The 22,917-nt window shown below is 68.2% G+C and carries 19 protein-coding genes; 12 read left to right on the forward strand and 7 right to left on the reverse strand.

From position 1 onward, the window contains the following. Positions 1-27 precede the first annotated feature (27 nt). Both DC434_RS02000 and DC434_RS02005 read right to left on the reverse strand, forming a co-directional pair. The gene (locus DC434_RS02000) at positions 28-1,311 is read right to left on the reverse strand and encodes an ABC transporter substrate-binding protein (protein WP_165807971.1); all 1,284 of its coding nucleotides are present in this window, start codon (positions 1,309-1,311) and stop codon (positions 28-30) included. A 94-nt stretch (positions 1,312-1,405) separates the two neighbouring features. Further along, a complete protein-coding gene (locus DC434_RS02005; RefSeq protein ID WP_116633591.1) occupies positions 1,406-2,350 on the reverse strand; it encodes a zinc-binding dehydrogenase in 945 nt (314 codons plus the stop codon). A 180-nt stretch (positions 2,351-2,530) separates the two neighbouring features. Here DC434_RS02005 and DC434_RS02010 point away from each other — a divergent pair, with 180 nt between their 5' ends. From DC434_RS02010 to DC434_RS02060, 11 genes are all read left to right on the forward strand, one after another. Further along, a complete protein-coding gene (locus DC434_RS02010; protein ID WP_116633592.1) occupies positions 2,531-3,601 on the forward strand; it encodes a Gfo/Idh/MocA family oxidoreductase in 1,071 nt (356 codons plus the stop codon). A 36-nt stretch (positions 3,602-3,637) separates the two neighbouring features. Continuing rightward, positions 3,638-4,621 carry an ABC transporter permease gene (locus DC434_RS02015; RefSeq protein WP_116633593.1) on the forward strand — a complete coding sequence of 328 codons (984 nt, stop codon included), beginning with the start codon at positions 3,638-3,640 and terminating at the stop codon, positions 4,619-4,621. Further along, positions 4,618-6,501 (forward strand): dipeptide/oligopeptide/nickel ABC transporter permease/ATP-binding protein, encoded by a 1,884-nt coding sequence (locus DC434_RS02020; protein WP_116633594.1) that lies wholly within the window; start codon positions 4,618-4,620, stop codon positions 6,499-6,501. Before DC434_RS02015 ends, DC434_RS02020 begins: the two co-directional genes overlap by 4 nt. Continuing rightward, a complete protein-coding gene (locus DC434_RS02025; RefSeq protein WP_116633595.1) occupies positions 6,498-7,457 on the forward strand; it encodes an ATP-binding cassette domain-containing protein in 960 nt (319 codons plus the stop codon). The genes DC434_RS02020 and DC434_RS02025 overlap by 4 nt, the downstream gene beginning before the upstream one ends. Positions 7,458-7,524: 67 nt before the next feature. Further along, positions 7,525-9,171, forward strand: coding sequence for an ABC transporter substrate-binding protein (locus DC434_RS02030; protein WP_116633596.1), 1,647 nt, complete (start codon positions 7,525-7,527; stop codon positions 9,169-9,171). 81 nt (positions 9,172-9,252) lie between these two features. Then, positions 9,253-9,900, forward strand: a complete 648-nt coding sequence (locus tag DC434_RS02035; protein ID WP_116633597.1) for a ThuA domain-containing protein — start codon at positions 9,253-9,255, stop codon at positions 9,898-9,900. After that, positions 9,897-10,667 (forward strand): sugar phosphate isomerase/epimerase, encoded by a 771-nt coding sequence (locus DC434_RS02040; protein WP_243408757.1) that lies wholly within the window; start codon positions 9,897-9,899, stop codon positions 10,665-10,667. The genes DC434_RS02035 and DC434_RS02040 overlap by 4 nt, the downstream gene beginning before the upstream one ends. Beyond that, positions 10,664-11,647, forward strand: coding sequence for an NAD-dependent epimerase/dehydratase family protein (locus tag DC434_RS02045; protein ID WP_116633598.1), 984 nt, complete (start codon positions 10,664-10,666; stop codon positions 11,645-11,647). The genes DC434_RS02040 and DC434_RS02045 overlap by 4 nt, the downstream gene beginning before the upstream one ends. Position 11,648: 1 nt before the next feature. After that, positions 11,649-12,389 carry a TIM barrel protein gene (locus DC434_RS02050; protein ID WP_243408758.1) on the forward strand — a complete coding sequence of 247 codons (741 nt, stop codon included), beginning with the start codon at positions 11,649-11,651 and terminating at the stop codon, positions 12,387-12,389. After that, positions 12,386-13,489 carry a Gfo/Idh/MocA family oxidoreductase gene (locus DC434_RS02055; protein ID WP_116633599.1) on the forward strand — a complete coding sequence of 368 codons (1,104 nt, stop codon included), beginning with the start codon at positions 12,386-12,388 and terminating at the stop codon, positions 13,487-13,489. The genes DC434_RS02050 and DC434_RS02055 overlap by 4 nt, the downstream gene beginning before the upstream one ends. Positions 13,490-13,598: 109 nt before the next feature. Continuing rightward, positions 13,599-14,363 carry a GntR family transcriptional regulator gene (locus tag DC434_RS02060; RefSeq protein ID WP_116633600.1) on the forward strand — a complete coding sequence of 255 codons (765 nt, stop codon included), beginning with the start codon at positions 13,599-13,601 and terminating at the stop codon, positions 14,361-14,363. A gap of 165 nt (positions 14,364-14,528) precedes the next feature. Here the strand turns inward: DC434_RS02060 and DC434_RS02065 are convergent, their stop codons facing one another. The 5 genes from DC434_RS02065 to DC434_RS02085 form a co-directional block, all read right to left on the reverse strand. Continuing rightward, positions 14,529-15,758, reverse strand: coding sequence for a hypothetical protein (locus tag DC434_RS02065; RefSeq protein WP_133192763.1), 1,230 nt, complete (start codon positions 15,756-15,758; stop codon positions 14,529-14,531). 664 nt (positions 15,759-16,422) lie between these two features. Further along, positions 16,423-17,343: a BadF/BadG/BcrA/BcrD ATPase family protein gene (locus DC434_RS02070; protein ID WP_207769870.1), complete on the reverse strand. Its 921-nt coding sequence runs from the start codon at positions 17,341-17,343 to the stop codon at positions 16,423-16,425. Then, positions 17,340-18,356 (reverse strand): SIS domain-containing protein, encoded by a 1,017-nt coding sequence (locus DC434_RS02075; protein WP_116633602.1) that lies wholly within the window; start codon positions 18,354-18,356, stop codon positions 17,340-17,342. Before DC434_RS02075 ends, DC434_RS02070 begins: the two co-directional genes overlap by 4 nt. A 22-nt stretch (positions 18,357-18,378) precedes the next feature. Then, positions 18,379-20,319, reverse strand: a complete 1,941-nt coding sequence (locus DC434_RS02080; RefSeq protein WP_116633603.1) for a primary-amine oxidase — start codon at positions 20,317-20,319, stop codon at positions 18,379-18,381. Positions 20,320-20,362: 43 nt separating this feature from the next. Beyond that, positions 20,363-21,400, reverse strand: a complete 1,038-nt coding sequence (locus tag DC434_RS02085) for a Gfo/Idh/MocA family oxidoreductase (protein ID WP_116633604.1) — start codon at positions 21,398-21,400, stop codon at positions 20,363-20,365. A gap of 180 nt (positions 21,401-21,580) precedes the next feature. Between DC434_RS02085 and DC434_RS02090 the strand changes: the two genes are divergently transcribed. After that, the gene (locus DC434_RS02090) at positions 21,581-22,858 is read left to right on the forward strand and encodes an ABC transporter substrate-binding protein (RefSeq protein ID WP_165807972.1); all 1,278 of its coding nucleotides are present in this window, start codon (positions 21,581-21,583) and stop codon (positions 22,856-22,858) included. Positions 22,859-22,917: the final 59 nt, after the last annotated feature.

Here is a 22,917-nt window from a genome sequence, read left to right on the forward strand (position 1 = left end):
CGGATGCGCCGGACCGCCCCGGCGGTCTTACTTCGCGGCGGCGTAGATGTCGTCGACGGTCTGGCAGATCGTCGCGGCATCCGTGCCGGGGGTGAAGGCGACCGAGGTCGCGCGGTACATGGGGTTGGAGACGTCGGCCGGCACGTAGATGTCGGGCATCACGGGGAAGTCCACGGCCTCGGGCAGCTCGGTCAGCGACTGGGCGAGCAGCGGAGAGGTGACGCCGGACGTGTCGCCGCCGAAGTCGGCGACCGGGATCACGCCGCCCTCGTCGAGGATGCCCTTGAGCACGTCGTTGCCGTACATGTAGGTGATGAGCTGCTCGACCGCGTCGATCTTCTCCTCGCCGTTGGGGCTGATCCACCACCCGGCGGACGTCGAGCCGCGGTAGGCGAGGGGCTTGTCGAACGGCGCGCCGTCGGCGACCGGGAGTCCGCCGAGCACCGTGGCAGCGGCGAGCTCGTCCGAGGGGGACGGATACGCCCACGACCCGATCGGGGCGATGGCGGCCTGTCCGTCCATGTACGCGGCCTGCGCCTGGTCTGCCGTGTATCCCTCGACGCCGTCGACGAAGACGCCTGCGTCGCGGAGCTCGACGAGCAGTTCGATGCCCTTCATGGCCTCGGGGTTGTCACACGTGCCGCCCTCCGCGTAGACCTGCTTGGCCTCGTCGGTCGACATGTACATCTCGAGGAACTGCAGGAAGATCTTCTGCCCTGACCAGTCGATACCGCCCAGCGCGACCGGGGCGATGCCGGCGGCGCGCAGCTTCTTCGTCGCGTCGATGAGCTCGTCGGTCGTGGTGGGGACGCTTTCGACACCGGCCTGAGTCAGCAGGTCGGTGTTGTACCACCACGGCCACGTGAACCCGGAGTACGGGAAGGCGCGGACGTTGTCCTCGGCATCCGTCCAGTCCACGAGCGCGTCCTCGGGGATCCGGTCGGCGATGCCCCATTCCTCGATGTAGTCGTTCACGGGCACCACGGCGCCGTTGATCGCCCAGTCGAGCTGCTTCTCGAGGAGCCCGACCAGCAGCACGTCGGCCTCTTCGCCGGCGAGAAGCGAGGTCTCGTAGACCTGGTTCAGGTTGTCGCCGGATTCGAGCACCTTGACCTCGATGCCGGTCTCCTCGGTGAACGCCTCGAAGGCGGCGAACAGCGGCTTGTTCTGCGCCTGGCTCGCCGTCCAGTTCGTCTGGACGACGATCTGGTTCGGGTCGCTGGCGGGCTGGCTGCTCGCGCAGGCCCCGAGGCTCACGGCGAGCACGACGGCACTGGCTCCGGCCAGGGGGATGGACACGCGCTTCTGCACGAGAGACCTCCTTGTCGGCCGGTCGGATACCGGCGATTCCCTGAATGGTAGTGTCTCGGACTCTAAGTGGTCAATACTGGTATGTAAAAGACCTCTAACTAAATACGACGACGCCCTTCACGAAGTCGGCAGGACGCTCCTCCATCAGCTCATACGCCCGATCCACGTCTTCGAGGGCGAAGGTGTGGGTGATGAGCGGCAGGTAGCTGAAGCGGCCGTCGGCGATCATCGCGAGGCCCTCGCGCATCGCACGGACCGTGCGCGGGCGCTCGGGGGAGAAGCCGTTCACGATCGTCGCGCCCTTGTACCAGAGCTCCATGTCCATCGGCGCGTCGCCGGCGTGGTGGTACCCGACGATGCACACGGTGCCGTACGGGCGCACGAGCGAGGACGTGGTCCGCAGCGCGGCGGTCACCCCCGTGGCCTCGACGACGACGTCCATGCGCTGCTCGCGTCGGCCGGATGATGAGACGAACTCACCCGGCAGGTCATCGGGGTGATAAGCCTCATGCGCGCCGAGCGCCAGGGCGCGTGCGCGCGCGGCCGGATTCGGGTCGACGGCCACCAGCAGTCCCGGCAGGCGGGTCGCGGCCAGCTGGACGAGGCCGAGGCCCATGAAGCCGAGCCCCACGACCGCGACGCGATCACCCGGACGGATGCGGCTGCGGGACAGCGCCTCCTCGAGGTCGGCGAGTGGCTCTCCGATCACATGCTGCGGCGCGAACCCCGCCGGCACGCGCAGGATCGAATCGGCGTCGAGCGCGACCCGGGTGGCGAAGCCGTCGCCGCCGAGACCGGTCACGACCTCGCCCACCTGCCAGCGTCCGGCGGGGTCGCCGACCGCGCTGATCCGGCCGACGGTCTCGTGGCCGAGCCGTACCGGCTTCTCCGGCGTTCCGTGCTCGCGCCATGGCGTGCGATCGGACGTGCAGACGCCGCATGTCAGCACGTCGATCACCACCTGGGAGGGCGTCGGGATCGGATCGGGCGCCTCGACGATCTCGGACCGGCGCGGACCGACTACCTGGCTGATGAGCATGGAATTCTCCTCCGGCGGGTGACTGCGGACCACTCACCGGCTTGTCTCAATTGGACAGCAAGTGGTTGCACTCATCATAGAAGCGTATTAGCTTGGCCCTCAGTGGTATTTCAATGGACTACTACAAACGCTCGAAGGAGAGGCCATAGTGTACCAGTTCCCCCTGACGGACGGGCCGCGATGACGGCGGCCCTCACCGCTGCCGTTCTCGGCGCGGGTGCGCAGGGAGCAGTTCACGCCTTCGGCCTCTCCCGCATCCCCGGGATGCGCATCGTCGCGATCAGCGACGTCGATCCGGATGCCGCCGCGTCTCTCGCGGCCCGCCACGACGCCCGGGCGTACACCGATCTCGAAGCCCTGCTGGCCGACCACCGCGTGGACCTGCTGAGCATCTGCGCGCCGGCTGCCGTGCACCGCGCCGTCGTCGACGCCGCGATCGCGCACGGGGTGCGCGCGATCCACTGCGAGAAGCCGATGGCCCTCACGTACGGCGACGCACGCCATCTGGTCGCGGCGACCGCGGACGCGGGCGTCGCCCTGACCGTCAATCACCAGCGACGCTTCGACCGCATGCACCGCGAGGTGCGGGAACTCGTGCAGGACGGCGTGATCGGAGCGCTCACCGGCGCGCAGGGCTACTGCGCGAACCTCTTCGACTGGGGATCCCACACGCTCGACCTGATCCGGCTGCACCTCGGGGACCCGCGGGCGGTCTCGGTGCTCGCGCAGATCGACGTCGCCGCCCGCAAGCGCGTCTACGGGGCGCTGACCGAGACGGCCGGCATCGTCAAGGTGCGCTTCGACAGCGGCACCGATGCGATCATCGCGACCGGACGCGATGAGCGCCTGCACGCGCTCGGCGACAACGGGATCGTGCTGCAGGGCACGCGGGGACGCGTCGACATCTTCGGCGGGCGCGCGCTCGTGCACGCCGACGGCCGCGAGCCCCGCGAGATCGCGGAATCCGTCGACCCCGCCTTCGCGATCGAGCTCGGCGGCGTCGACGCCACGATCATCGAGCAGACCGCCCTCGCTCTCGCCGACCTCGCCCGCTGTCTGACGACGGGCGAAGAGCCCGTGCTGCACGCCCACCACGGACTCGCTGCTGCGGAGATCATCTTCGCCGCCTACGAGTCGAGCGTGCGCCGCGGCACCGTGCGGCTGCCGCTGGACGTGTTCGACAACCCGCTCCAGCGCGGGCTCGATCAGGGGCTCTGGACGCCCGCCGGCGAGATCGTTTCGACCTACTGACGTGAGAGAGATGGAAGCGATGAGAGAGGCCGTGGCATGAGAGTGCTCCTGCGGCGAGGACTGTTCTATCTGATCACCGCCTTCGCGGCGATCACGATCAACTTCTTCCTCCCCCGAATGATGCCGGGTGACCCGATCGAGCGGATGCTCACGCGGTTCCAGGGAAAGCTGAGCCCCGAGGCGGTGTACGCGCTCCGGCAGCTGTTCGGCCAGGGGGACGCCAACCTGTGGAACCAGTACTGGGAGTACTGGGGCAACATCTTCACCGGCAACCTCGGGGTGTCGATCAGCGCGTACCCCGCGCCCGTGTCGACGATGATCCTGCAGGGGCTGCCCTGGACGCTGTCGCTCATCGGCATCTGCACCGTGCTGAGCTTCGTGATCGGCGTCGGGCTCGGCATGCTCGTCGGCTGGCGCCGCGGCTCGTGGATGGACGGTCTCGTGCCGGCCACCACCTTCATCTCGTCGATCCCCTACTTCTGGTTCGGGCTGATCATGGTCTACGTCTTCGCCGTGCTGCTGCGATGGTTCCCGCTGTCGGGCGGATATGAGCCGGGGCTGATGCCGGGGTTCAACCTGGAGTTCATCGGGAGCGTCATCTCCTACGGGATGCTGCCGGCGATCACGATCATCGTGTCGTCGATCGGCGGCTGGCTCCTCGGGATGCGCAACATGATGGTCACCACCCTCAGCGAGGACTACGTGCTCCTCGCGCAGGCCAAGGGGCTCAAGACCCGGCGGGTGATGAGCACCTACGCCGGACGCAACGCGGTGCTGCCCTCGCTCGCGAGCTTCGCGATGTCGCTCGGCTTCCTCGTCGGCGGATCGATCGTCACCGAGGTCGTCTTCAACTACCCGGGACTCGGCTACACGCTGTTCCAGGCGGTCCAGCAGCAGGACTACCCGCTGATGCAGGGCATCTTCCTCGTGATCACCATCACCGTGCTGGTGGCGAACCTCGTCGCGGACTTCGCCTACGTGATGCTCGATCCCCGCACCCGTCAGGAGGCCCGCCGATGACGACCCCGCTCACCGCCACCCTCGCCGCGCCTCAGCCCGCTCCCAAGAAGGGGCGCAACCTCGACTGGCTGCACGGACTCCGCTCCGCCAAGATCATCGTCGGCGGCACCGTCTTCCTGCTTTTCGTGCTCGTCGCGATCTTCGGGCCGATGGTCGTCACGACCGACCCGAGCGCCGTCAGCACCGAGGTGCTGCTGCCGCCGTCGCCCGAGCACTGGCTCGGCACGACGCACACCGGTCAGGATCTGTTCGCGCAGATGGTCTACGGCACCCGCATCTCGATGTTCGTCGGTGTGGTCTCCGCCTTCTTCGCCACGGCGCTGTCGCTCATCGTCGGCCTCACAGCGGGGTACGTGGGCGGGCTCGGCGACGAGCTGCTCTCGGTGCTCTCGAACATCTTCCTCGTGATCCCGGGCCTGCCGCTGGTGGTCATCCTCGCCGGATATCTGCCGAGCACGGGCTCGATCGGCATCATCATCGTGATCTCGATCACCGGCTGGGCCTGGGGTGCCCGCGTGCTGCGGGCGCAGACGCTGTCGCTCCGCAACCGTGACTTCGTCGAGGCCGCGCGCGTCGCCGGCGACCGCACCTTCCGCATCATCTGGAGCGAGATCCTTCCGAACATGCTCGCGATCGTGGCGTCGTCGTTCCTCGCGACCGTGACCGGCGGCATCCTGACCCAGGCGGGTCTCGCCTTCCTCGGCATGACGGACGTGACCGAATGGTCGTGGGGCGGCATCCTCTACTGGGCGCAGAACAGCTCGGCGCTCCTGTTCGGCGCGTGGTGGTGGTTCGTGCCCCCGGGGCTCGCGATCGCCGTCGTCGGAACCGCTCTCGCCCTGGTGAACTTCGGCATCGATGAGTTCGTCAACCCGCGTCTGCGGGCGGCGGGCCTCGGCACGAAGGCCGGAACCAAGACGCAGTTCAAGCGTCCCCGTCAGCCGCTGCTGAACCTCCGCAAGCCGCGTCGCGACCTCGACGAGGACACCGCCTTCGTCGCGGGCGAGGCCGTGCTGCAGATCTCCCATCTGTCGGTCGAGTACCAGACGCGCGACGGGGCCTTCCGTGCCGTCGACGACGTCAGCCTGACCCTGCACCGCGGCGAGATCGTCGGTCTCGCGGGCGAGTCGGGATCGGGCAAGACGACCCTCGCCTACGCCGTGACACGTCTGCTGCGCCCGCCGGCCGTCATCGCGGGCGGCGAGATCATGTACACCGGCCGCGACGGCGAGCAGATCGACGTGCTCGGTCTCGACGACCGGGAGCTGAAGGCGTTCCGGTGGTCCGAGATCGCGATGGTGCTGCAGTCCGCGATGAACGCGCTCAACCCGGTCATCTCGGTCGGCGACCAGATGGAGGACATCTTCATCGACCACGATCTGGGCCTGAGCCGGGAGGAGCGCCGCCGGCGCGCGGGCGATCTGCTGCGCACGGTCGGCATCGACCCGATCCGGCTCGCCAGCTATCCGCATCAGCTCAGCGGCGGCATGCGGCAGCGCGTGATGATCGCGATGGCACTCTCACTCAAGCCGCGCGTCATCATCATGGACGAGCCCACGACGGCGCTCGACGTGATCGTGCAGCGCAGCATCATCGACGAGATCGCGCGCCTGCGCCACGACTTCGGCTTCGCGGTGCTGTTCATCACGCACGACCTGGGCCTGCTGCTCGAGATCAGCGACCGCGTCGGCGTGATGCGCAAGGGGCGCCTGGTCGAGGAGAACACTCCCGAGGAGCTGCTCGCGAACGCCGAGCACGACTACACCCGACACCTGCTGCGGTCGTTCCCCAGCCTCCGCGGCGACGCGCCGCTGTCGGGAGGCGGTCGTTACATCGCGGAGGACGGCGAGACCGCCTCCGAGGAAGTGGGAGCACGATGACCACCCTGCATGCGGTGAACCTCACCAAGGACTACCACCTCGGTCGTCGCGGCAGCACGCTGCGCGCGGTGGACGGGGTATCGCTCACCGTTCGTCCTGGCGAGACCGTGGCGCTGGTCGGCGAGTCCGGAAGCGGCAAGTCGACCATGGCGAAGATGATCCTGCGCATCACCGACCCCTCGTCGGGAGAGCTCCGGCTCGACGACGAGGTCGTCCCGCGCGGGCAGCAGGGCGTCCGCGCCTATCGCTCCCGTGTGCAGATGGTGTTCCAGGATCCGTTCGCCTCACTCAACCCGCTGCGCACCGTGCGGCACCACCTGCGCCGCCCGCTGCGGGTGCACCGCATCGTGCGCGGCGCGAAGGAGGAGCAGACCGAGCTCGAGCGGCTCCTCGACTCCGTGAACCTGTCGTCGGAGTACCTCGACAAGTTCCCGCACGAGCTCTCGGGCGGTCAGCGTCAGCGCGTGGCCATCGCCAGGGCGCTCGCGCCCCGCCCCGAGGTGCTCATCGCCGACGAGCCGGTCTCGATGCTCGACGTGTCGATCCGGATGGAGATCCTCGAACTGCTCGACGCCCTCAAGCTCGAGCGCAACCTCGCGGTCCTCTACATCACGCACGACCTCGCGACGGCGCGGCACTTCTCCGGTCAGATCGTCGTCATGCGCAACGGGCGCGTCGTCGAGCGCGGGCCGAGCGGCGACGTGATCGCGGCGCCGATCCACCCGTACACGCAGCTCCTGGTCCGAGCCGCGCCCGACCCGCGCTCGGAGCCGTTCGTCGTCGACGTCGACCGGCGACTTCGCCACCCGGAGGTACTCGTGAGCGAGACCGACCCGACGGTGGCGGATGCCGCGGACGGCATCCACTGGGCCCGGGAGTGGGACGACGACGAGAGCGTCGCCCGGCTCCTCACCGAGAACCGCATCGAGGGGAAGGAGGGCACAGGCGTGCTCTGACGAGCACCTCCGCAGTTCCTTCATGTCCCCCGCAGTGTCCTCGCAGTCTCAATGAAAGGAAGTCGGCATGCCCATGCGCACGTCGAAACGAGCGGCCATCGCCACCCTGGCGGTCGCCGCCCTCATCACCGGCCTCGCCGCCTGCGCCCCCAGCGGCGCATCGAACTCCGGGGGAGGCGACACGATCCTCACGGTCGGCCGCTCGTCCGCCTCCGTGCAGCAGGTCTTCAACCCCTACCTGCCCACCACCGCGTACCAGCTCGGTTCCGAGGGCATGATCTACGAGCCCCTCGTGCAGGTCAACACCACCAAGGCCGGTGACTTCAAGCCGTGGCTGGCGACCGAGTGGGAGTGGAACACCGAGGGCACCGAGCTCTCGCTCCAGCTCCGCGACGGCGTGAAATGGACAGACGGCGAGGACTTCACGAGTGAGGATGTGGTCTACAGCTACCAGCTCATCAAGGACCACCCGGAGCTGAACCTCACCGGCATCCAGTTCGACACGATCACCGCGCCCGATGAGCACTCCGTCGTGCTGACGTTCGCCACCCCGTCGGCGAACTTCTTCGACAAGATCATCTACCTGAGCATCGTGCCCGAGCACGTGTACGGCGAGGTCGACGACGTCGCCGGGTACGCCGACGACAAGCCGGTCGGCACGGGTCCGTTCATGCTCGACACGTTCACGCCCGAGAGCTACACGCTCACGAAGAACCCCGACTACTGGCAGAAGGGCAAGCCCGCGATCGACGGCCTGCGCTTCGTCCCGTACAAGGACAACACGGCGGTCTCGCAGGCCATGGTGCAGGGCGACGTCGACTGGTGCAGCTGCTACATGGCGAACGTCGAGGAGACGTTCCTCTCCCGCAGCGACGACTTCCACATCCTGTGGTCGGTCGTCGGCGCCGACGGTCTCATCACGAACAACCAGAGCTTCCCGTTCAACGAGCGCGAGATCCGCGAGGCCGCCAGCCTTGCGATCGACCGCCAGCAGGTGGCCGACGTCGCCAACCGACCGGCGGCGACCTGGAAGGGCGGCCTCCCGCTGCCCGTGTTCGAGGATGCCATCGCGCCCGGCCTCGAGGACGAGGTGTACGAGTACGACGTCGACGGTGCGAAGAAGATCCTCGAGGGGCTCGGCTTCACGATGGGCTCCGACGGGTACTACGAGCGCGACGGCCAGCAGCTGGCCTTCGAGATCACGATCCCGCAGGCGTTCACCGAGCAGGTCGCGGCCGCCCAGATCATCCAGTCGAACCTCAAGGAGGCCGGCTTCAAGGTCGACGTCAACGGCGTCGCCGTCGAGGCGATCAACGGCATCACCAGCAAGGGCGAGTTCCAGGCCACGATCGGCTACCCGATCGCGACGCAGATCCTCGCGGTGAACCTGTACGACTCGTGGATGAACCCCGCCTACTCGCTGCCGATCGGCGAGGCCATCCCGACGTACCAGAACATCCAGCGCACCGAGGACCCGGAGATCGCGCAGTACTTCGCCGACTACTTCGCCGCGACCACCGACGACGAGCGCACCGCCGCCGTCACGGGTCTGGAGGAGCAGTTCATCGAGGAGATGCCATGGCTCGTCCTCTCGTACTACCAGGCCTACGCCGGGTGGAGCGAGAAGAAAGCCACCGGCTGGCCCGAGGAGAACGACCCGTACTGGGGCGCTTTCGTCAACCCGGTCGTCGCGCTGGAGCTCCAGCCCAAGTGACCGAGTAGACCTTCGACGGGCTCAGGACCGCACGGTTCCTGAGCCCGTCGAACGGCCCACTCACCAACCCGAGGAGAACCCATGTCCACCCGCGCCCTCGTCGTCGTCGGCGGCGACGACACCCACCACGACCTCCTGGGCGCTGCCGACGTCCTCACCCGCATCGGTGCCGGAGCCGGGTTCGCCACGGCACCGGCTGTCGGCATGCAGCGTTTCGCGAACGCTCGGCCCGAGACGGCGGATGCCGACGTCTACGTGCTCTACGACTCCGGCGCCTCGTTCCCCGGCGCGCAGCAGGCCGCGCTCGCCGCGGCGGTCGCGGCGGGCAAGGGACTCGTCGCTCTGCACATGTCGAACGTGATGAGCGACCCGCAGGGTGCCGATCGGGCGTTCTTCGAGCTGCTCGGCAACCACTACCTGTCGCACGGCCCCGGACACCACGAGGGCCGGCATCGGATCGAGATCGTGGCGCAGCATCCGATCACGGACGGCGTCGAGGACTTCGAGCTCTTCGACGAGTACTACGAGTTCGCGTTCGCCGATGAGGATCATCTCGTGCTCGCCGAGCGCACCAGGGAGGACGGGGTGCGGATCCCCGTCCTGTACGTGCGGGAGGTCGGCGAAGGGCGCGTGGTCTATCTCGCCCTCGGGCACGACATGCGCGCGTGGGGTGAGCCGCCGTTCCGCCGGCTCGTCACTCAGGCGATCCGCTGGGCGGGACGCGCATGAGCGCCGCACTGCCCGGCGCCGCCGTCATGCTGTACACCGTCGACGCACTGCTCGACGACGACTTCGAGGGCGTGCTCGAGCGCATCGCCGCCCTCGGCTATCAGGGCGTCGAGACCTACGGCCTGCATGGTCGCTCGGCCGCAGACGTGAAGCGGATGCTGGATCGCACGGGTCTCGCCGTCGTGAGCTCGCACGCGCCGTTCCCCTTCGGGCCGGAAGCCCCGCGCATCCTCGACGAGTACGCCGAGCTGGGTGCCCCCAACCTCGCCTGGAGCATGGAGGCCGAGGAGTTCGACAGCCTCGACCTCATCGAGCGGGGCCTCGAACGCGTCAACGGCGGCGTCGAGTCGGCGAGGGCCTACGGCATGACCGTCGCGTATCACAATCATCACGCCGAGTTCCGGAACGTGATCGACGGCCGGAGCGCCTACGACCTGCTGCTCGAACACCTGCATCCCGACGCCCGGGTCGAGTTCGACATGTACTGGGCGGCGGTCGGCGGGGCGTCGCCGGCGGAGGTCGTGCGGTCGATCGGCCCCCGATTGAGATACGTGCACGTCAAGGACGGCCCGGCCCTGACCTACGGCGGCGACACGCTCGTGCCGATCGGGCAGGGAACGGTCGACGTGCTGGGCGCGCTGCGCGAGCCGTCGACGCTCGAGTGGCACATCGTCGAGCTGGAGAAGCTCGACCTCGACCCGTTCGACGCCCTGGCCGAGTCGTATCGCTACCTCACCGGGCACGGCGTGACGGCGGGTGCCCGATGAGCGCCCTGCGTGTGCTGTTCCTTGGCGGCGCCGGCATGATCGGCTCCGCGGTCGCGCGCGAGGCGGTGCAGCAGGGGATCGATCTCGCGGTCGTGACCCGCGGCGAGCACCGGCGCGCGCTGCCCCCGGAGGTGCGCGGCATCCGCGCCGACGTTCGTGATGCGGCGGCACTCGACGATGCGCTCGGCGACGCCGAGTACGACGTCGTCGTGAACTGGGTCGGCTTCGCGCCGGCGGACGTGCTGCCCGACGTCGACCGTTTCGCCGGCCGCACCGGCCAGTACGTGTTCGTCAGCACCTGCTCCGTCTTCGGACGCCCGGTGCCCCAGCTGCCGATCACGGAATCCAGCCCGCGCCGGCATCCGGTCTTCGGATACGCCCGCGACAAGCTGGCCTCAGAGCTCGCCCTCGAAGACGCCCACCGCGAGCGCGGTCTGCCGTTGACGATCGTGCGGCCCATGCACACCTACGACGAGACGACCATGATCTTCCCGGTCAGCTGGACGGCGATCGAGCGGATGCGGCGGGGCGAGGCGTCGGTCGTGCACGGCGACGGCACCTCGCTCTGGACGCTCACGCACTCGAGCGACGTCGCGCGCGCACTCGTACCGCTGCTCGGCAACGATCATGCGATCGGGGAGAGCGTGAACCTGGTGAGCGGCGACGTCCTCACCTGGGACCAGATCCACACAGCGCTCGCCCGGGCCGCCGGTGTCCGCGATCCGCGGCTCGCGCACTTCTCCAGCGAATCGATCGGCCGGGAGATCCCCGGCTGGGCAGAGGTGCTCCAGGAGGACTTCCGGCACTCGATCCTCTTCGACACCACCAAGTTGCGGCGCCTCGTGCCCGGGTACCACCCGCAGGTCTCGTTCTCGGAAGGCGCTCGCCGCATCGTCGCCTGGCATGAGGCGGATGCCGCGCGGCGGGCCTTCGACGACGACCTCTCAGCCGCGTTCGACCGCCTGATCCGGAACGGATGACATGACAGACACGATGCTCTCGATCCAGCTGTACAGCGTCCGCACGGAGCTCGGGCAGAAGCGGCCCGCGACCCTGCGGCGGCTCGCGGAGCTCGGCTACAGGCGGGTCGAACCCTACGACATCCTCAGCGACCCGGAGAACTTGGCGCGCGACCTCGCCGCCGCGGGTCTCGAGGCGCCGACCGCGCACGTGAAGCTGCTCGATGTACCGATCGACGAGGCGCTCGCCGCGGCGAAGACCGTGGGCGTCGAGACGCTGATCGTGCCCTGGGTCGATCCTGCGCTGTTCGCGGACCGGGCGGGCGTCGAATCGCTCGCCGCGCGGATCAACGCCGCTGCCGAGAGTGCCGCGGCCGAAGGGCGGCGCGTCGGGTACCACAACCACGACTTCGAGTTCTCTACGCTGATCGACGGACGGGCCGCGTGGGAGATCCTCGTGGAGCTGCTCGACGAGCGCGTCGTCCTCCAGGTCGACACCTACTGGGCGAGCGTCGGTGGAGCCGATGTGTTCGAGCTGCTTCCCCGCCTGGCCTCCCGCATCCGGTTCGTGCATGTGAACGACGAGGAGCCGGAGCCCGACGACCCGCCCACGCTCGGCGTCCCGGTCGTGGGACGGATGAGCGAGGTCACGGTCCTCGCCGCGCGCAGCGTCGAGCTCGTGGTGGTCGAGGTCGTCGTCGACGGCGACCCGCTCCCCGCGGTGGAGCGCAACACCCGCGTCTTCCAGGGGGCGCTCGCGTGACCGGCAGGCCGGTCCGCGTCGGCGTCATCGGGGCGGGCAACATCTCGGACGAATACCTCACCACCCTCACCGCCGCTCCCGGCGTCGAGGTGATCGGGGTCGCCGATCTCGACGAGGAGCGCGCTGCCGCGCAGGCGGCGAAGTACAGTGTGCCCTTCTCCGGCAGCACCGCCGGACTCCTCGCCCTGCCGGAACTCGAGCTCGTCGTGAACCTGACCATCCCCGCGGTGCACGCGCAGGTCGCCCTCGCGGCGATCGCGGCGGGCAAGCACGTGTGGGGCGAGAAGCCGCTCACGCTCGATCGCGCCTCCGCCCGGACCGTGCTCGATGCCGCAGCGGCGGCGGGGGTGCGCGTCGGCAATGCGCCGGACACCGTGCTCGGACGCGGCATCCAGCACTCGCAGCAGCTGATCGCCGAGGGCCGGATCGGCACACCCCAGACCGTGCTCACTCTCATGCAGGGGCCGGGTCCCGACGCGTGGCATCCGCGCCCGGACTTCCTGTTCGCGCGGGGAGCAGGCCCCCTGTTCGACATCGGCCCGTACTACCTCACGACGCTCGCGCTGCTGTTCGGTCCGATCGATACCGTGCAGGCGATGGGCCACCGGGCTTTCGACGTGCGCACCGTGCCGTACGGCGAACGCGCGGGCAACCGCATCCCGGTCGAGGTCTGGACGCACGTGAGCGTGCTCACCCGATTCCGGTCGGGCGTGGTCGGCACCTCGATCTACAGCTTCGATTCGCCCGTGCGGCGGCAGCTGTTCGAGGTCACCGGCTCCGGCGGAACTCTGACCGTGCCGGTGAGCGGGTTCGACGGGCCGAGCGTTCTCGTGCCGGCGGGGCAGCCGCGGCCGGAGTCGGTCGAGCTCGTGCCCTCGGGTGCCGACCGGGCGCGCGGCATCGGCGTCGTCGAGATGGCGGAGGCGATCCGCGCCGGGCGGGATCCGCGCGCGAGCGGGGCCCTGGCGTTCCACGTGCTCGACGCGCTGCTGGCCATCGAGGAGTCCATCGACGCGGGCGGGCCGATCGCGGTGGCCAGCGACTTCGACCCCGTGGACGCCCTGCATCCGCAATGGGGCGCAGGCGCGCCGCCTCTCTGACGGTAACGCTGAGGACTTAGAATGGTCGTTACTGGTATGGTGCACAGGCGCACTGTACGGCTCGGAACTGTACCGTGCTGAGTGGAACGACACCTCCGAGGGGGCAGGGATGACGAGCATCAGTGAATCGCCGATCCGCGCGGACTATCCTGAGCCGCTGTGGATCCAGGCCGTGAATCTCATCAAGGTCGAGATCTCGTCCGGCCGACTCGCGGAAGGATCGCGGCTGCCTCCTGAGCGCGAACTCTGCACCCAGCTGGGCATCAGTCGGGTGACCCTGCGCAAGGCCCTGCTGCAGCTGGTCGACGAGGGCGTGCTGAGCTCTTCGCACGGCCGCGGCTGGTACGTGGCTTCGGCGCCCGTCGCCAAGGAATGGCCGAACAGCCTCGAGTCCTTCAGCGAGACCGCACGGCGGATGGGCCTCGAGTCGACGTCGATCGTGCTCCGCGCCGAGACCGGGCATGCGAGCCTCGACGAGGCCGAGGCCATCGGAGTCGCGCCGGGAACGCCGATCTTCCGCCTCGACCGCATCCGTCTGCTCGACGCCGTGCCGATCGCCCTCGACGCCTCCGTCGTGCCCGCGGCTCTGCTGCCCGATGTCTCGAAGACCGACTTCGCCGTCGACTCGCTGTACGACCTGCTCGACGAGTCCGGCGCCGGACCCCAGCGCGCCGACAGCACCGTCGAGGCACGAGAAGCCGATGCTCAGGCCGCCGAGGCTCTCGGTGTCCCGGTCGGCAGCCCCCTGCTCGTGATGCGTCAGGTCGCGCACGGCCTCGACGGCCGCGTCGTCGCACTGTCGACCATCCGCTACGTGGGCGAGCGCTACCGGCTGCGCACGGTCTTCACTCGCGGCACCGGCCCCGCGCGCTGACGAAAGCTCTGCACGAGGGGCTGAGAGGCCGGCGAGCCGCGAACGTTCGGGACGAGTGAAGCAATCGAGAAGACAACCAAGAAACCTGGGAGCTCGATCGCCGCCTGAGTTCCGCTGGACTTACGGAGTTCGAGCGATAGCGTGGACTATCGTGGGCCCCGGTGCCTAGGCGTCGGGATGGTCGATATGGTCCCAGAACGCCGGGTAGAACTGGGACAACGGGCTCTCTGTGTTTCCACCGTCTGCCATTGCGGCCCGAGCCTGACGCGTGATCTCCTGACGGTGGAGGTCGAGCTTCGGAACTAGCACATAAATGTCACTCATGTCGATCTCAACGGTGCGATACTGGCCTACATCGAATGGAAGTTTGTCGCCTGTTCGAATTATCTGAACGACTGGCTTGCGCGCTGCATGACGTAGTGCAAGCTCGTAGTACACGTTCGGGTTCGAGAAGCTTAGGTCCGCAATCACGAGCGCCGCTTGTGCGATGTGCTCAATCACTTGACCAGTGATTAGGCCGGGCTTGCTGATGCGGTCGGCTCTGACGACGTCGAGCCCTAGACCTTCTAGTGCAGGTTCGATCAACGACGAGAGCACCAGGTCAGCATGCTTCCGCTCGACTGAGTCCGCTGAGCCGATCGGTGAAACGACGAAGCATGTCTTGTTGAGTGCCCCAGGGCGCTCACCCTTCTTGCCAACTTTCTGAGCCGTCCGCACTTTCGGGGGTGGTGGCGCAAACCGTGCGTCGATTTCCGCTTGCGCGTCCTCCGTCAGTTCGGAGTACTCATTCTCGCTGTGCTGCTCTACATCGTCCGGAAGCTGCTCCAGAACAGCCTCGATGGGCACGATGTGCTCCGAACCAGCAATGTTGCGTATCAGTCCGACTTCGCGAGCATTGGCAAGGAACGTCTCAACACATTCAGCGGCGTGGTCCTGGTGTGCCCCGGCCTCGGTAGCGGCGTCACGCAACACCTCAACACTCGGTAGCCGGTGGTTCTTGTAGCGCTCGTAAATTGCAGCGAATGGCGGGACGCTTTCGATCGCGAGCTGGAACCTCGCATTGAGTCGCCCAGCGGTGGCCCAGTCCGAATCCGTCGCGATGGCGCCAGCGGGAGTGAGTGCCAAGACCTCAGCGTTATAAGCGCCCTCGGTGATGCCGTACTGATTGCTGCTCGTGATCAGCTTCCGGACTGCGTCACTACCAGGTGACCTTCCGAGCGCTTCGAGCAGCGTGAGCCGCCGAATCGGCTTGCCTGCACCGTGTGTCTGAATTGCCTCGCCAAGGACGAGCGCCTCCTTGAATGACATCGCGGGGAAGGTGCGAGCACGCCGCGTCCGTGTGCCGCCGCCTGATCCGTTAACGGAATCCTCGGCCGTGTTCCCCGCGTCACTCATGTGTTCAGCATGGCCGAAGGGGCTGACACTGGCAAGACGCACCACTACCGGTGCTTATTACCGTCGGCTGAGTGGCTACGACTTAGCTGCCTGCGGCCACCCTTGACTAGTTCGCTGTCAAGAACCGTAAGCGGTAGCCCGACCGCTCGGCCGACGCTCGCGCCAGCACTGATGTTGTGCTTATTGCATCCGCTCCATCATCAGATGCTCGCCGATGCGCTGGCCTACCAGCGCTCCCGCGCGACGGAATCGAACTCAGGGGCCGTCTGAGAGCCCAGCGAGGTAGTGCGGATCGCTGTCTTTAGGCGCAATGGGTCCTCTCACACCGATCGAGTATGAATCATCGGGCTGGAGCTTGACGGTCGCGACGATGGATGTGCTGTTGATTACTCGCGCGCTCTTTTGGTCATTCTCCAGATGCGACGGTTGCGCTCTAGCGCTGAGGGATTTCTCGCGCAGCGACTCGAGGTGTCACTGCCGGTTGCCGCCCGATCGAGTGCGGTGAAAAATGCTGATCTTCCGAATCCCATTCCACCGGATTCGCGATGCGGTCGCCGAACCACCAGTCCGATTGGATCGCGACCCCGTAGGTTGATGACGAAACATCCGTCCGGGAAAGCGGGATTAGAGCGGCTGCCCGCCTCGGTGAAAGTCCGAGTAGCGATCAGGCCACAAGGCGGTTCGCGAGGAACCACGCGCCGGCGACCGGCGGCTGGTCCAGGAGCACGAATCGCAGATCCGGATGCCGTTCGGCGAGCAGTTCGCGCACGCCGTCCGCGAGTCTCGGCTGCGCGGTGATCACGCCTCCCGCAGCGACGACGGCGTCGCCCACGGCGCCGCGCCGGCGCAGCTGATCGATCAGGCGCACGAGGTGCGCCGCACCCGCACGGATCACCTCGGCGGCGAGAGCAGAGCCCCGGTCGGCCGCGTGGAACACCGCGGCGGCGTGCGGTGCCCAGTTCGCCATGGTGGGGTCGTCGTTCACGGCGCGGGCGAGACGCTCGGCATCCGCGACGCCGAAGTCCGCCAGCAGAGCCTGGAGGAGTCCGTCGTCGGGCTCGCCGTCATCGTGCGCGAGCAGCGCAGCCTTCGTGGCCTCACGGACGAGCCCGGCGGCACCCGCTTCGTCGCCGATGACCCAGCCCCAGCCGCCGGTGACGAAGGAGCGTTCTGCCGCATCCGTCCCCGTGCCGATCGCTCCTGTGCCGGCGATGAGGCCGAGTCCCTGATCGAGTCCGGCGGCAGGCACGAGCAGCGCCGCATCGTTCACGCAGCGCACCTGATGATGCCCCCGCTGCACCAGAGCCTGCTCGAGGTCACGCGCGACGTCGGGATTGTCCAAACCCTGTGCGCCGACCACCAGGGCGCCGATCGTCGACCCGGTCGGCAGGGCGCGGAGCAGCACATCGGCGAGCCAGGCCGCCGCGGCATCCGCCGGTTCGGCATCCCACTCGGCCGAGCTCATCACGACGTCGGCGACACGCACGCCGTCGCGTGTCGTCGCACGCACGGCCGCCTTCGTCCCGCCCACGTCCATGCCCACGATGAGCCCCTCGTGCGGGAAGGAGTCATCGGGTGGAGTCACTGCGCCGCTCCGGATTCCACCTTGATGTCGTCGTTGTGGAACACGAACTCCTCGATCGCCACTCCTCGGGTGTCCGCGACCCGTGCCACGAGGCCCTGCAGGAACAGCGCCTCGAGCACGGCGAGGGCGTTCGACGAGGCCGGCGGCAGACGCACGACCTCGAGGTGGTCAGAGCTCTCCACGTCGTCGGTCGTGACCAGCACGACCCGGTGACCGGCTTCGCTCAATGTGTGCGCGACCCGGCTCTCCCGCTCACCGCCGAACAGCACGTGCGCGCCCTCGCCGGCCGATTCCATGGCGCCGTGCAGGTACCGCCGCGTGCCCATGGCACTGGCGGGGATGCGGGCGACCTCGCGGAACAGCAGCGCGCCGGCCTCGGCCGAACCCGTCGAGGGCCCGGCGCCGACGAAGTCGAGACTCGGCGCGGTGGCGATGAGCTCGGCGGCACGGTCGATCTGCGGGGCGAGCATGGTCTCAGTCTCGCGGAAGAGCGCCGCGAAGTCATGCCACGCCGGGTCGATCTTCCCGCCGGCCCACGCTTCCGAGAGCATGCTCACGGCGACCACCGTCGCGGTGTAGCCGATGGTCGAGGCGTAGCTGTCGGGGATCGACCCCAACCCCACGAGGTGGTTCGCGATGTCGGCGATGGGAGAGGGCGCGGTGTTGACGACGCCGTAGCGGAGCGACGCGGGAATGGTGTCCAGTGCGGCGATGGTCTCGCTGCTGCGACCGCTCTGCGACACGGCGATGACCGGGTGGTCGCCCGTGGCGAGCGGCAGCGGCGTGTCACCGGCATCCAGGCGCCAGGCGGTGATGCCGCGTTCGCGCAGATGCCAGACCGCGGGCGCGGCGGCGGCGAGGCTGGCGCCGATGCCCAGGAAGAGCGGGCCGACCTCACCGAGCGCGCCCTCCGCGGCGAGAGCCTCGACCTGGCTCTCGATGTGCGGGATCGCCGCCGCGAGGGCGTCGGCCTGACCTGCGGTGGCCTCCGCGTAGCTGATGTAACCGTTCATGTCGTTCCTCGTGCTCGTCCGGTCAGTGTCCGGCGTGGTGGTCGTGGTGGCCCGGCGCGCAGTGGTCTGCAGCGGCGGGGATGTCGAGAGCGGGGTTGCGGCCGAAGAAGCCGTGCGGCTTGAGCACGAATCCGCACGTGTCGACCGACATGATCGGCCAGTCCTCGACGCGGGGGAAGTGCGTGAGACCGAACGTGTGCCAGAGCACGATGTCGGTGCCGTCGACCGGCCGGTCCGCGACCACCCACTGCGGGAGGCCCGCGCCGCCGGGGTGCAGGTTGACGAAGTCGCCCGCGGGATAGATCTGGTCGGGCTCGTAGGCGGTGACCCAGAGGTGCTTGGTCGTGAAGGTCGCGCGCTTGTGGATGTCGGACTCGCTGTCGGCGAGCAGCAGCGGCTTGCCCTCGGGGTAGAGCACCCAGCCCACGGGCTCGCCGAGGCGGTTCTGCACCTCGGTGTTGCCGATGAACCAGACGCGCCCGGTGAGATTGTCGGCGATGCGCTGCGCCTCCGACTCGGTGCGCAGGCGCGTGACGCTCTGCGTGAAGCCGGTGCCGTGCGGGTTCTGCTCACCGCGCGGAACAGCCACCGCCTCGATCTCGTCGACCGCGTTGGCGAGTCCGTCGACGGCCACGTCGAGTCGCGCGCTGAACAGGTGCTGGTGGTTCGGGGCGCCGAGGCCCGGCGCGACCTCGGTCGCGAACGGATAGCCCTTCCCGGGGTGCGCCGAGGTGAAGACGATCCCGGTGGCCTTCACCTCGAACTCGATCGTGCCGTCGAGGCCGAAGTACCAGTAGAAGCCGTAGTCGTAGTTGCCGACCGTCATGAAGAAGCTGACCACGAGGCGGCGGTTGCGACGCGTCTCGGATGAGCCGTTCCAGTTGTCGGAGTGCTTCCAGAGCACTCCGGCATCCTCCTCGTGGATGCAGATGGCCTGACGCACGATGCGCGCGTCGCCGTCGTTGCCCGCGACCACCGCGTCGAGGTAGGTGATGTCGCCGACGCAGTCGCAGCCGAGCTCGAGCGAGTTCGCGAACCCGCCGAACAGGTACTCGCCGCCGTCGAAGAAGTTCTGGAACCAGCGCTGCGGGCTCGGGTCGCCGTAGGGCACGACCATCTCGGCGATCGACGCACGATAGAGCACCGAGCGCTGCGCCTCGCCGTCGGCGATCGAGACGTCATGCAGCACGAGGCCCTCGCGCTGGTCGAAGCCGACCTGCAGGCGCCATCCCGCCCAGTCGAGCACGCCGTTCTCGTCGATCGTGAAGCTCGGTCCCTCCGGCTGCGAGATCTCGATCGGCTTCAGACCGGCGCGATCCGGGCCGCGCCACGAGGCCAGGTGGTAGTTCCCGTCCTCCTGCGGCACCGGGAGGTCGACGTAGTCGATCACGTCGAGCACCTCGCCGGTGACGACGTCGACCATGACGGTCACGCCGTCGACGGGGTGCGCCCAGCCGAGATCGTCCGGCGTGTTCTGCACGAAGGTGAAGCAGCGCTGGATGCGGCGGCCGCGCTCGCCATCCGCGAGGACGCCGCCCGACAGCGGGTTCACGCGCAGCTTCGAGACGTCGGTCAGACCGCGCTTCGCCATCGCGGCGAGCCACCGCTCGTCCTGATGCACGACCTCTTCGACGTAGCCGAACTCGCGGATCACCACCGGGACCGCACCGTCGACCTCGGGGTCGAGCTCGCGCTCCGAGACGACGGCGCCTGCGGCGGGGTCGACGACGACGTCGTGCGAGCGCCCCGTGACCATGTCGATCAGGAAGCTGCGCACCTGACGCGGCAGACTCTCACCAGCCAGCAGTCGGCGTTTGTCCGGCGCCGTCAGTCCGACGTAGGAGTAGTGCGTGTTCGGGTTCGCGATACCCGCCGCCTCGAGGACCGCGCGGTTGGCGACGATCTCCTCGGCGGTCAGCGTCGCGAGCAGCGCGTGCGCACCGGCGGGCAGTGTGTTCGTCATTCTCGGGTGTCTCCCTGTCTGGTCTGGTCTGGTCGGTCGGTGCTCAGCGCTCGAGGAGCACCGGCTCCCAGGTGCCGGAGCGCATGGCGCGGTAGCAGGCGTCGAGGATGCAGTTCACGATCCAGCCGTCCTCGAAGGTCTCCATGGGCACGGTGCCCGCGGCGTAGTGCTCGATGAAGTGGCGCATCTGCTGCGAGAACCCGTAGGCGCGCGTCTCCTCCGGGACGGGGTGCACCCAGCCGGTCTCGGCATCCGCCTTCTCGACGAGGTAGCCGACCGGATTTCCGATGAAGCCCCAGACCGGCGTGACGGAGGTGTCGGTGACCAGGCGCCCGGCCGTGCCGGTGAACTCATGGCGCAGCTGCATGCCGCCCTTCTCCGCCCACGACGACTCGATGATCGCCAGCTGGCCGCCGGCGAACTTGAGGAGCGCGACCGCGGTGTCCTCTCCGGTGGTCTTGTCGGAGTGGACCAGGGTCGACCCCCACGCGAAGACCTCGGTGACCGCGTTGTCCTTGCCGAAGAAGTGCCGGGCCGATTCGACCGTGTGGCAGCCCATGTCGAGCAGGGCGCCGCCTCCGGCGGTCTCGGCGTCCCAGAAGTGCGCGGCGTGCGGGCCGGAGTGCGCCTCGCGGGCGCGCATCGTGAGCAGGTCGCCGATGCCGCCTGCCTGGGCCATCTCGTGCGCCTTCTGCACATTGGGGGAGAAGACCGAGCTCTCGGCGTAGCCGTGCCAGACGCCGGCGTCCTCGACGATCCGGAGGATCTCGGCGGCCTCGGCGCCGGTGCGGGCCAGCGGCTTGGTGCAGATGATGCCCTTGCCCGCCGCGGCCGCGATGCGCACGGCCTCGACGTGGGCCTCGTTCGGCAGTGCCACGACGACGACGTCGATCTCGGGATTCGCGCACAGCTCGGCGATGTCGGTGTAGCTGCTCGGGCTGCTCCATCGGGCGGCGAAGTCCGCTGCACGCTCGGGGTTGCGCGAGAAGTTGGCGACGAGGACGCCGTCGCGGACGTCGAGCAGGGAATCGGCGTACGAGTCTGCGATGAACCCGGAGCCGAGGATGCCGACACGAATCACTGGGAGACCTCCTTCAAGGGCTGTTGTCCACAAGATACCACTTGTCTTGAATCTGTCTACTATTTTTCCATACCTCTTGCTACCGCATACAGACCTATATATGCTGACCAGCACCACGCGCCGCCGCAAAGGTGTGGCAGGTCCCCGAAGACCGCGCGTCACTTCAGAGAGAAGGTCATGATGCGCTCAGCCACTGCACCGCTCGCCGCCCTCGCTGTCACCACGCTCGTCCTCGGCCTCGCCGGGTGTGCGACCGGAAGTGGCGGCGAAGACGGGGATTCCGTCACGCTCACCCTCGGCACGTGGCGCACCGAGGACGCCACGATGTGGGAGAACGACATCATCCCCGCGTTCGAGGAGAGCCACCCCGGCATCAAGGTCGAGTACGCCCCGATCGACACGAACGACTACAACGCCGCGATCCAGTCGCAGATCGACGGCGGCACCGGACCGGACGTCATCATGTGCCGTCCGTTCGACGTGAACCGCTCGTGGATCGAGAAGGGATACTTCGAACCGCTCGACGGTCTCGACGCGATCGGCTCCTTCCCGGAGTCGGCGCTCGCCGCATGGGAGGGCGACGACGGAAACCCGTACTGCGTGCCCGTGGCATCCGTCCTCGCCGGCTTCTACTACAACACCGCGATCTTCGACGAGCTGGGACTCGAGGTGCCGAAGACGCAGGACGAGTTCCTCGAGGTGCTCGACGCGATCAAGGAGGACGGCACCTACGCGCCGCTCGCGCTGGGCAGCGCCGACGGCTGGCAGCTGGCCTACAACATGCTCTACCAGGTCGGCCCGAACGCCTGGAAAGGCGAGGAGGGGCGCCTCGGACTCATCGACGGGTCGAAGAAGCTCACCGACCCCGAGTTCGTCGAGGGCTTCCGTGTGTTCGACGCGTTCAAGGACTACCTTCCCAGCGGCTACGAGGCCATCTCCTACGAGGACATGACCCAGCTGTTCACGCTCGGTCAGGCGGCGATCCTGCCCGACGGCTCCTGGCAGATCTCGCAGGTCACCTCGACCGGGTTGGACGTCGGCGTCTTCGGCGCTCCGCCTGCCGAGGAGGGCGGCCAGCGCTACCAGCAGGAGATGGCCGACATGGCCTTCGGCCTGAACGCCTCCGGCAAGAACAAGGAGGCCGCGACCGAGTTCGTCGAGTGGCTCGGCACGAGCGAGTTCCAGCAGCTCTACGTGAACAAGCTGCCGGGCTTCTTCTCGATGGGATCCGAGCCGGTGAAGTACGACAACGCCCTGGCGCAGGACTTCGCCGACCTGAAGGAGGGAGCCGAGCTCACCTCGCGCCTCGCCCTCGACCGTCTGAGCGCCGGCCAGCCGCCGCTGGACGACGAGATCTGGCGGGTCGCCCAGCTCATGTACAACAGCGGGCTCTCGCCTGAGGAGGCCACGGCCGAACTCCAGAAGAGCCTCGAGTCCTGGTACACGCCCACTCCGTGAGGCCCTGCCGGGGGTGGAGCCTCCACCCCCGGCATCCCCTGTTCCGTCGACGGAAAGCA

The organism is Microbacterium sp. TPD7012 (genome assembly GCF_003075395.1).
Classification (GTDB): Bacteria; Actinomycetota; Actinomycetes; order Actinomycetales; family Microbacteriaceae; genus Microbacterium.

Coding starts and splice junctions, on each gene's coding strand:
- DC434_RS02030 (WP_116633596.1), top strand. CDS start 7,525: ATGCCCATGCGCACGTCGAAACGAGCGGCCATCGCCACCCTGGCGGTC.
- DC434_RS02010 (WP_116633592.1), top strand. CDS start 2,531: ATGACGGCGGCCCTCACCGCTGCCGTTCTCGGCGCGGGTGCGCAGGGA.
- DC434_RS02020 (WP_116633594.1), top strand. CDS start 4,618: ATGACGACCCCGCTCACCGCCACCCTCGCCGCGCCTCAGCCCGCTCCC.
- DC434_RS02040 (WP_243408757.1), top strand. CDS start 9,897: ATGAGCGCCGCACTGCCCGGCGCCGCCGTCATGCTGTACACCGTCGAC.
- DC434_RS02025 (WP_116633595.1), top strand. CDS start 6,498: ATGACCACCCTGCATGCGGTGAACCTCACCAAGGACTACCACCTCGGT.
- DC434_RS02005 (WP_116633591.1), bottom strand. CDS start 2,350: ATGCTCATCAGCCAGGTAGTCGGTCCGCGCCGGTCCGAGATCGTCGAG.
- DC434_RS02035 (WP_116633597.1), top strand. CDS start 9,253: ATGTCCACCCGCGCCCTCGTCGTCGTCGGCGGCGACGACACCCACCAC.
- DC434_RS02065 (WP_133192763.1), bottom strand. CDS start 15,758: ATGAGTGACGCGGGGAACACGGCCGAGGATTCCGTTAACGGATCAGGC.
- DC434_RS02045 (WP_116633598.1), top strand. CDS start 10,664: ATGAGCGCCCTGCGTGTGCTGTTCCTTGGCGGCGCCGGCATGATCGGC.
- DC434_RS02090 (WP_165807972.1), top strand. CDS start 21,581: ATGCGCTCAGCCACTGCACCGCTCGCCGCCCTCGCTGTCACCACGCTC.
- DC434_RS02080 (WP_116633603.1), bottom strand. CDS start 20,319: ATGACGAACACACTGCCCGCCGGTGCGCACGCGCTGCTCGCGACGCTG.
- DC434_RS02060 (WP_116633600.1), top strand. CDS start 13,599: ATGACGAGCATCAGTGAATCGCCGATCCGCGCGGACTATCCTGAGCCG.
- DC434_RS02050 (WP_243408758.1), top strand. CDS start 11,649: ATGACAGACACGATGCTCTCGATCCAGCTGTACAGCGTCCGCACGGAG.
- DC434_RS02015 (WP_116633593.1), top strand. CDS start 3,638: ATGAGAGTGCTCCTGCGGCGAGGACTGTTCTATCTGATCACCGCCTTC.
- DC434_RS02075 (WP_116633602.1), bottom strand. CDS start 18,356: ATGAACGGTTACATCAGCTACGCGGAGGCCACCGCAGGTCAGGCCGAC.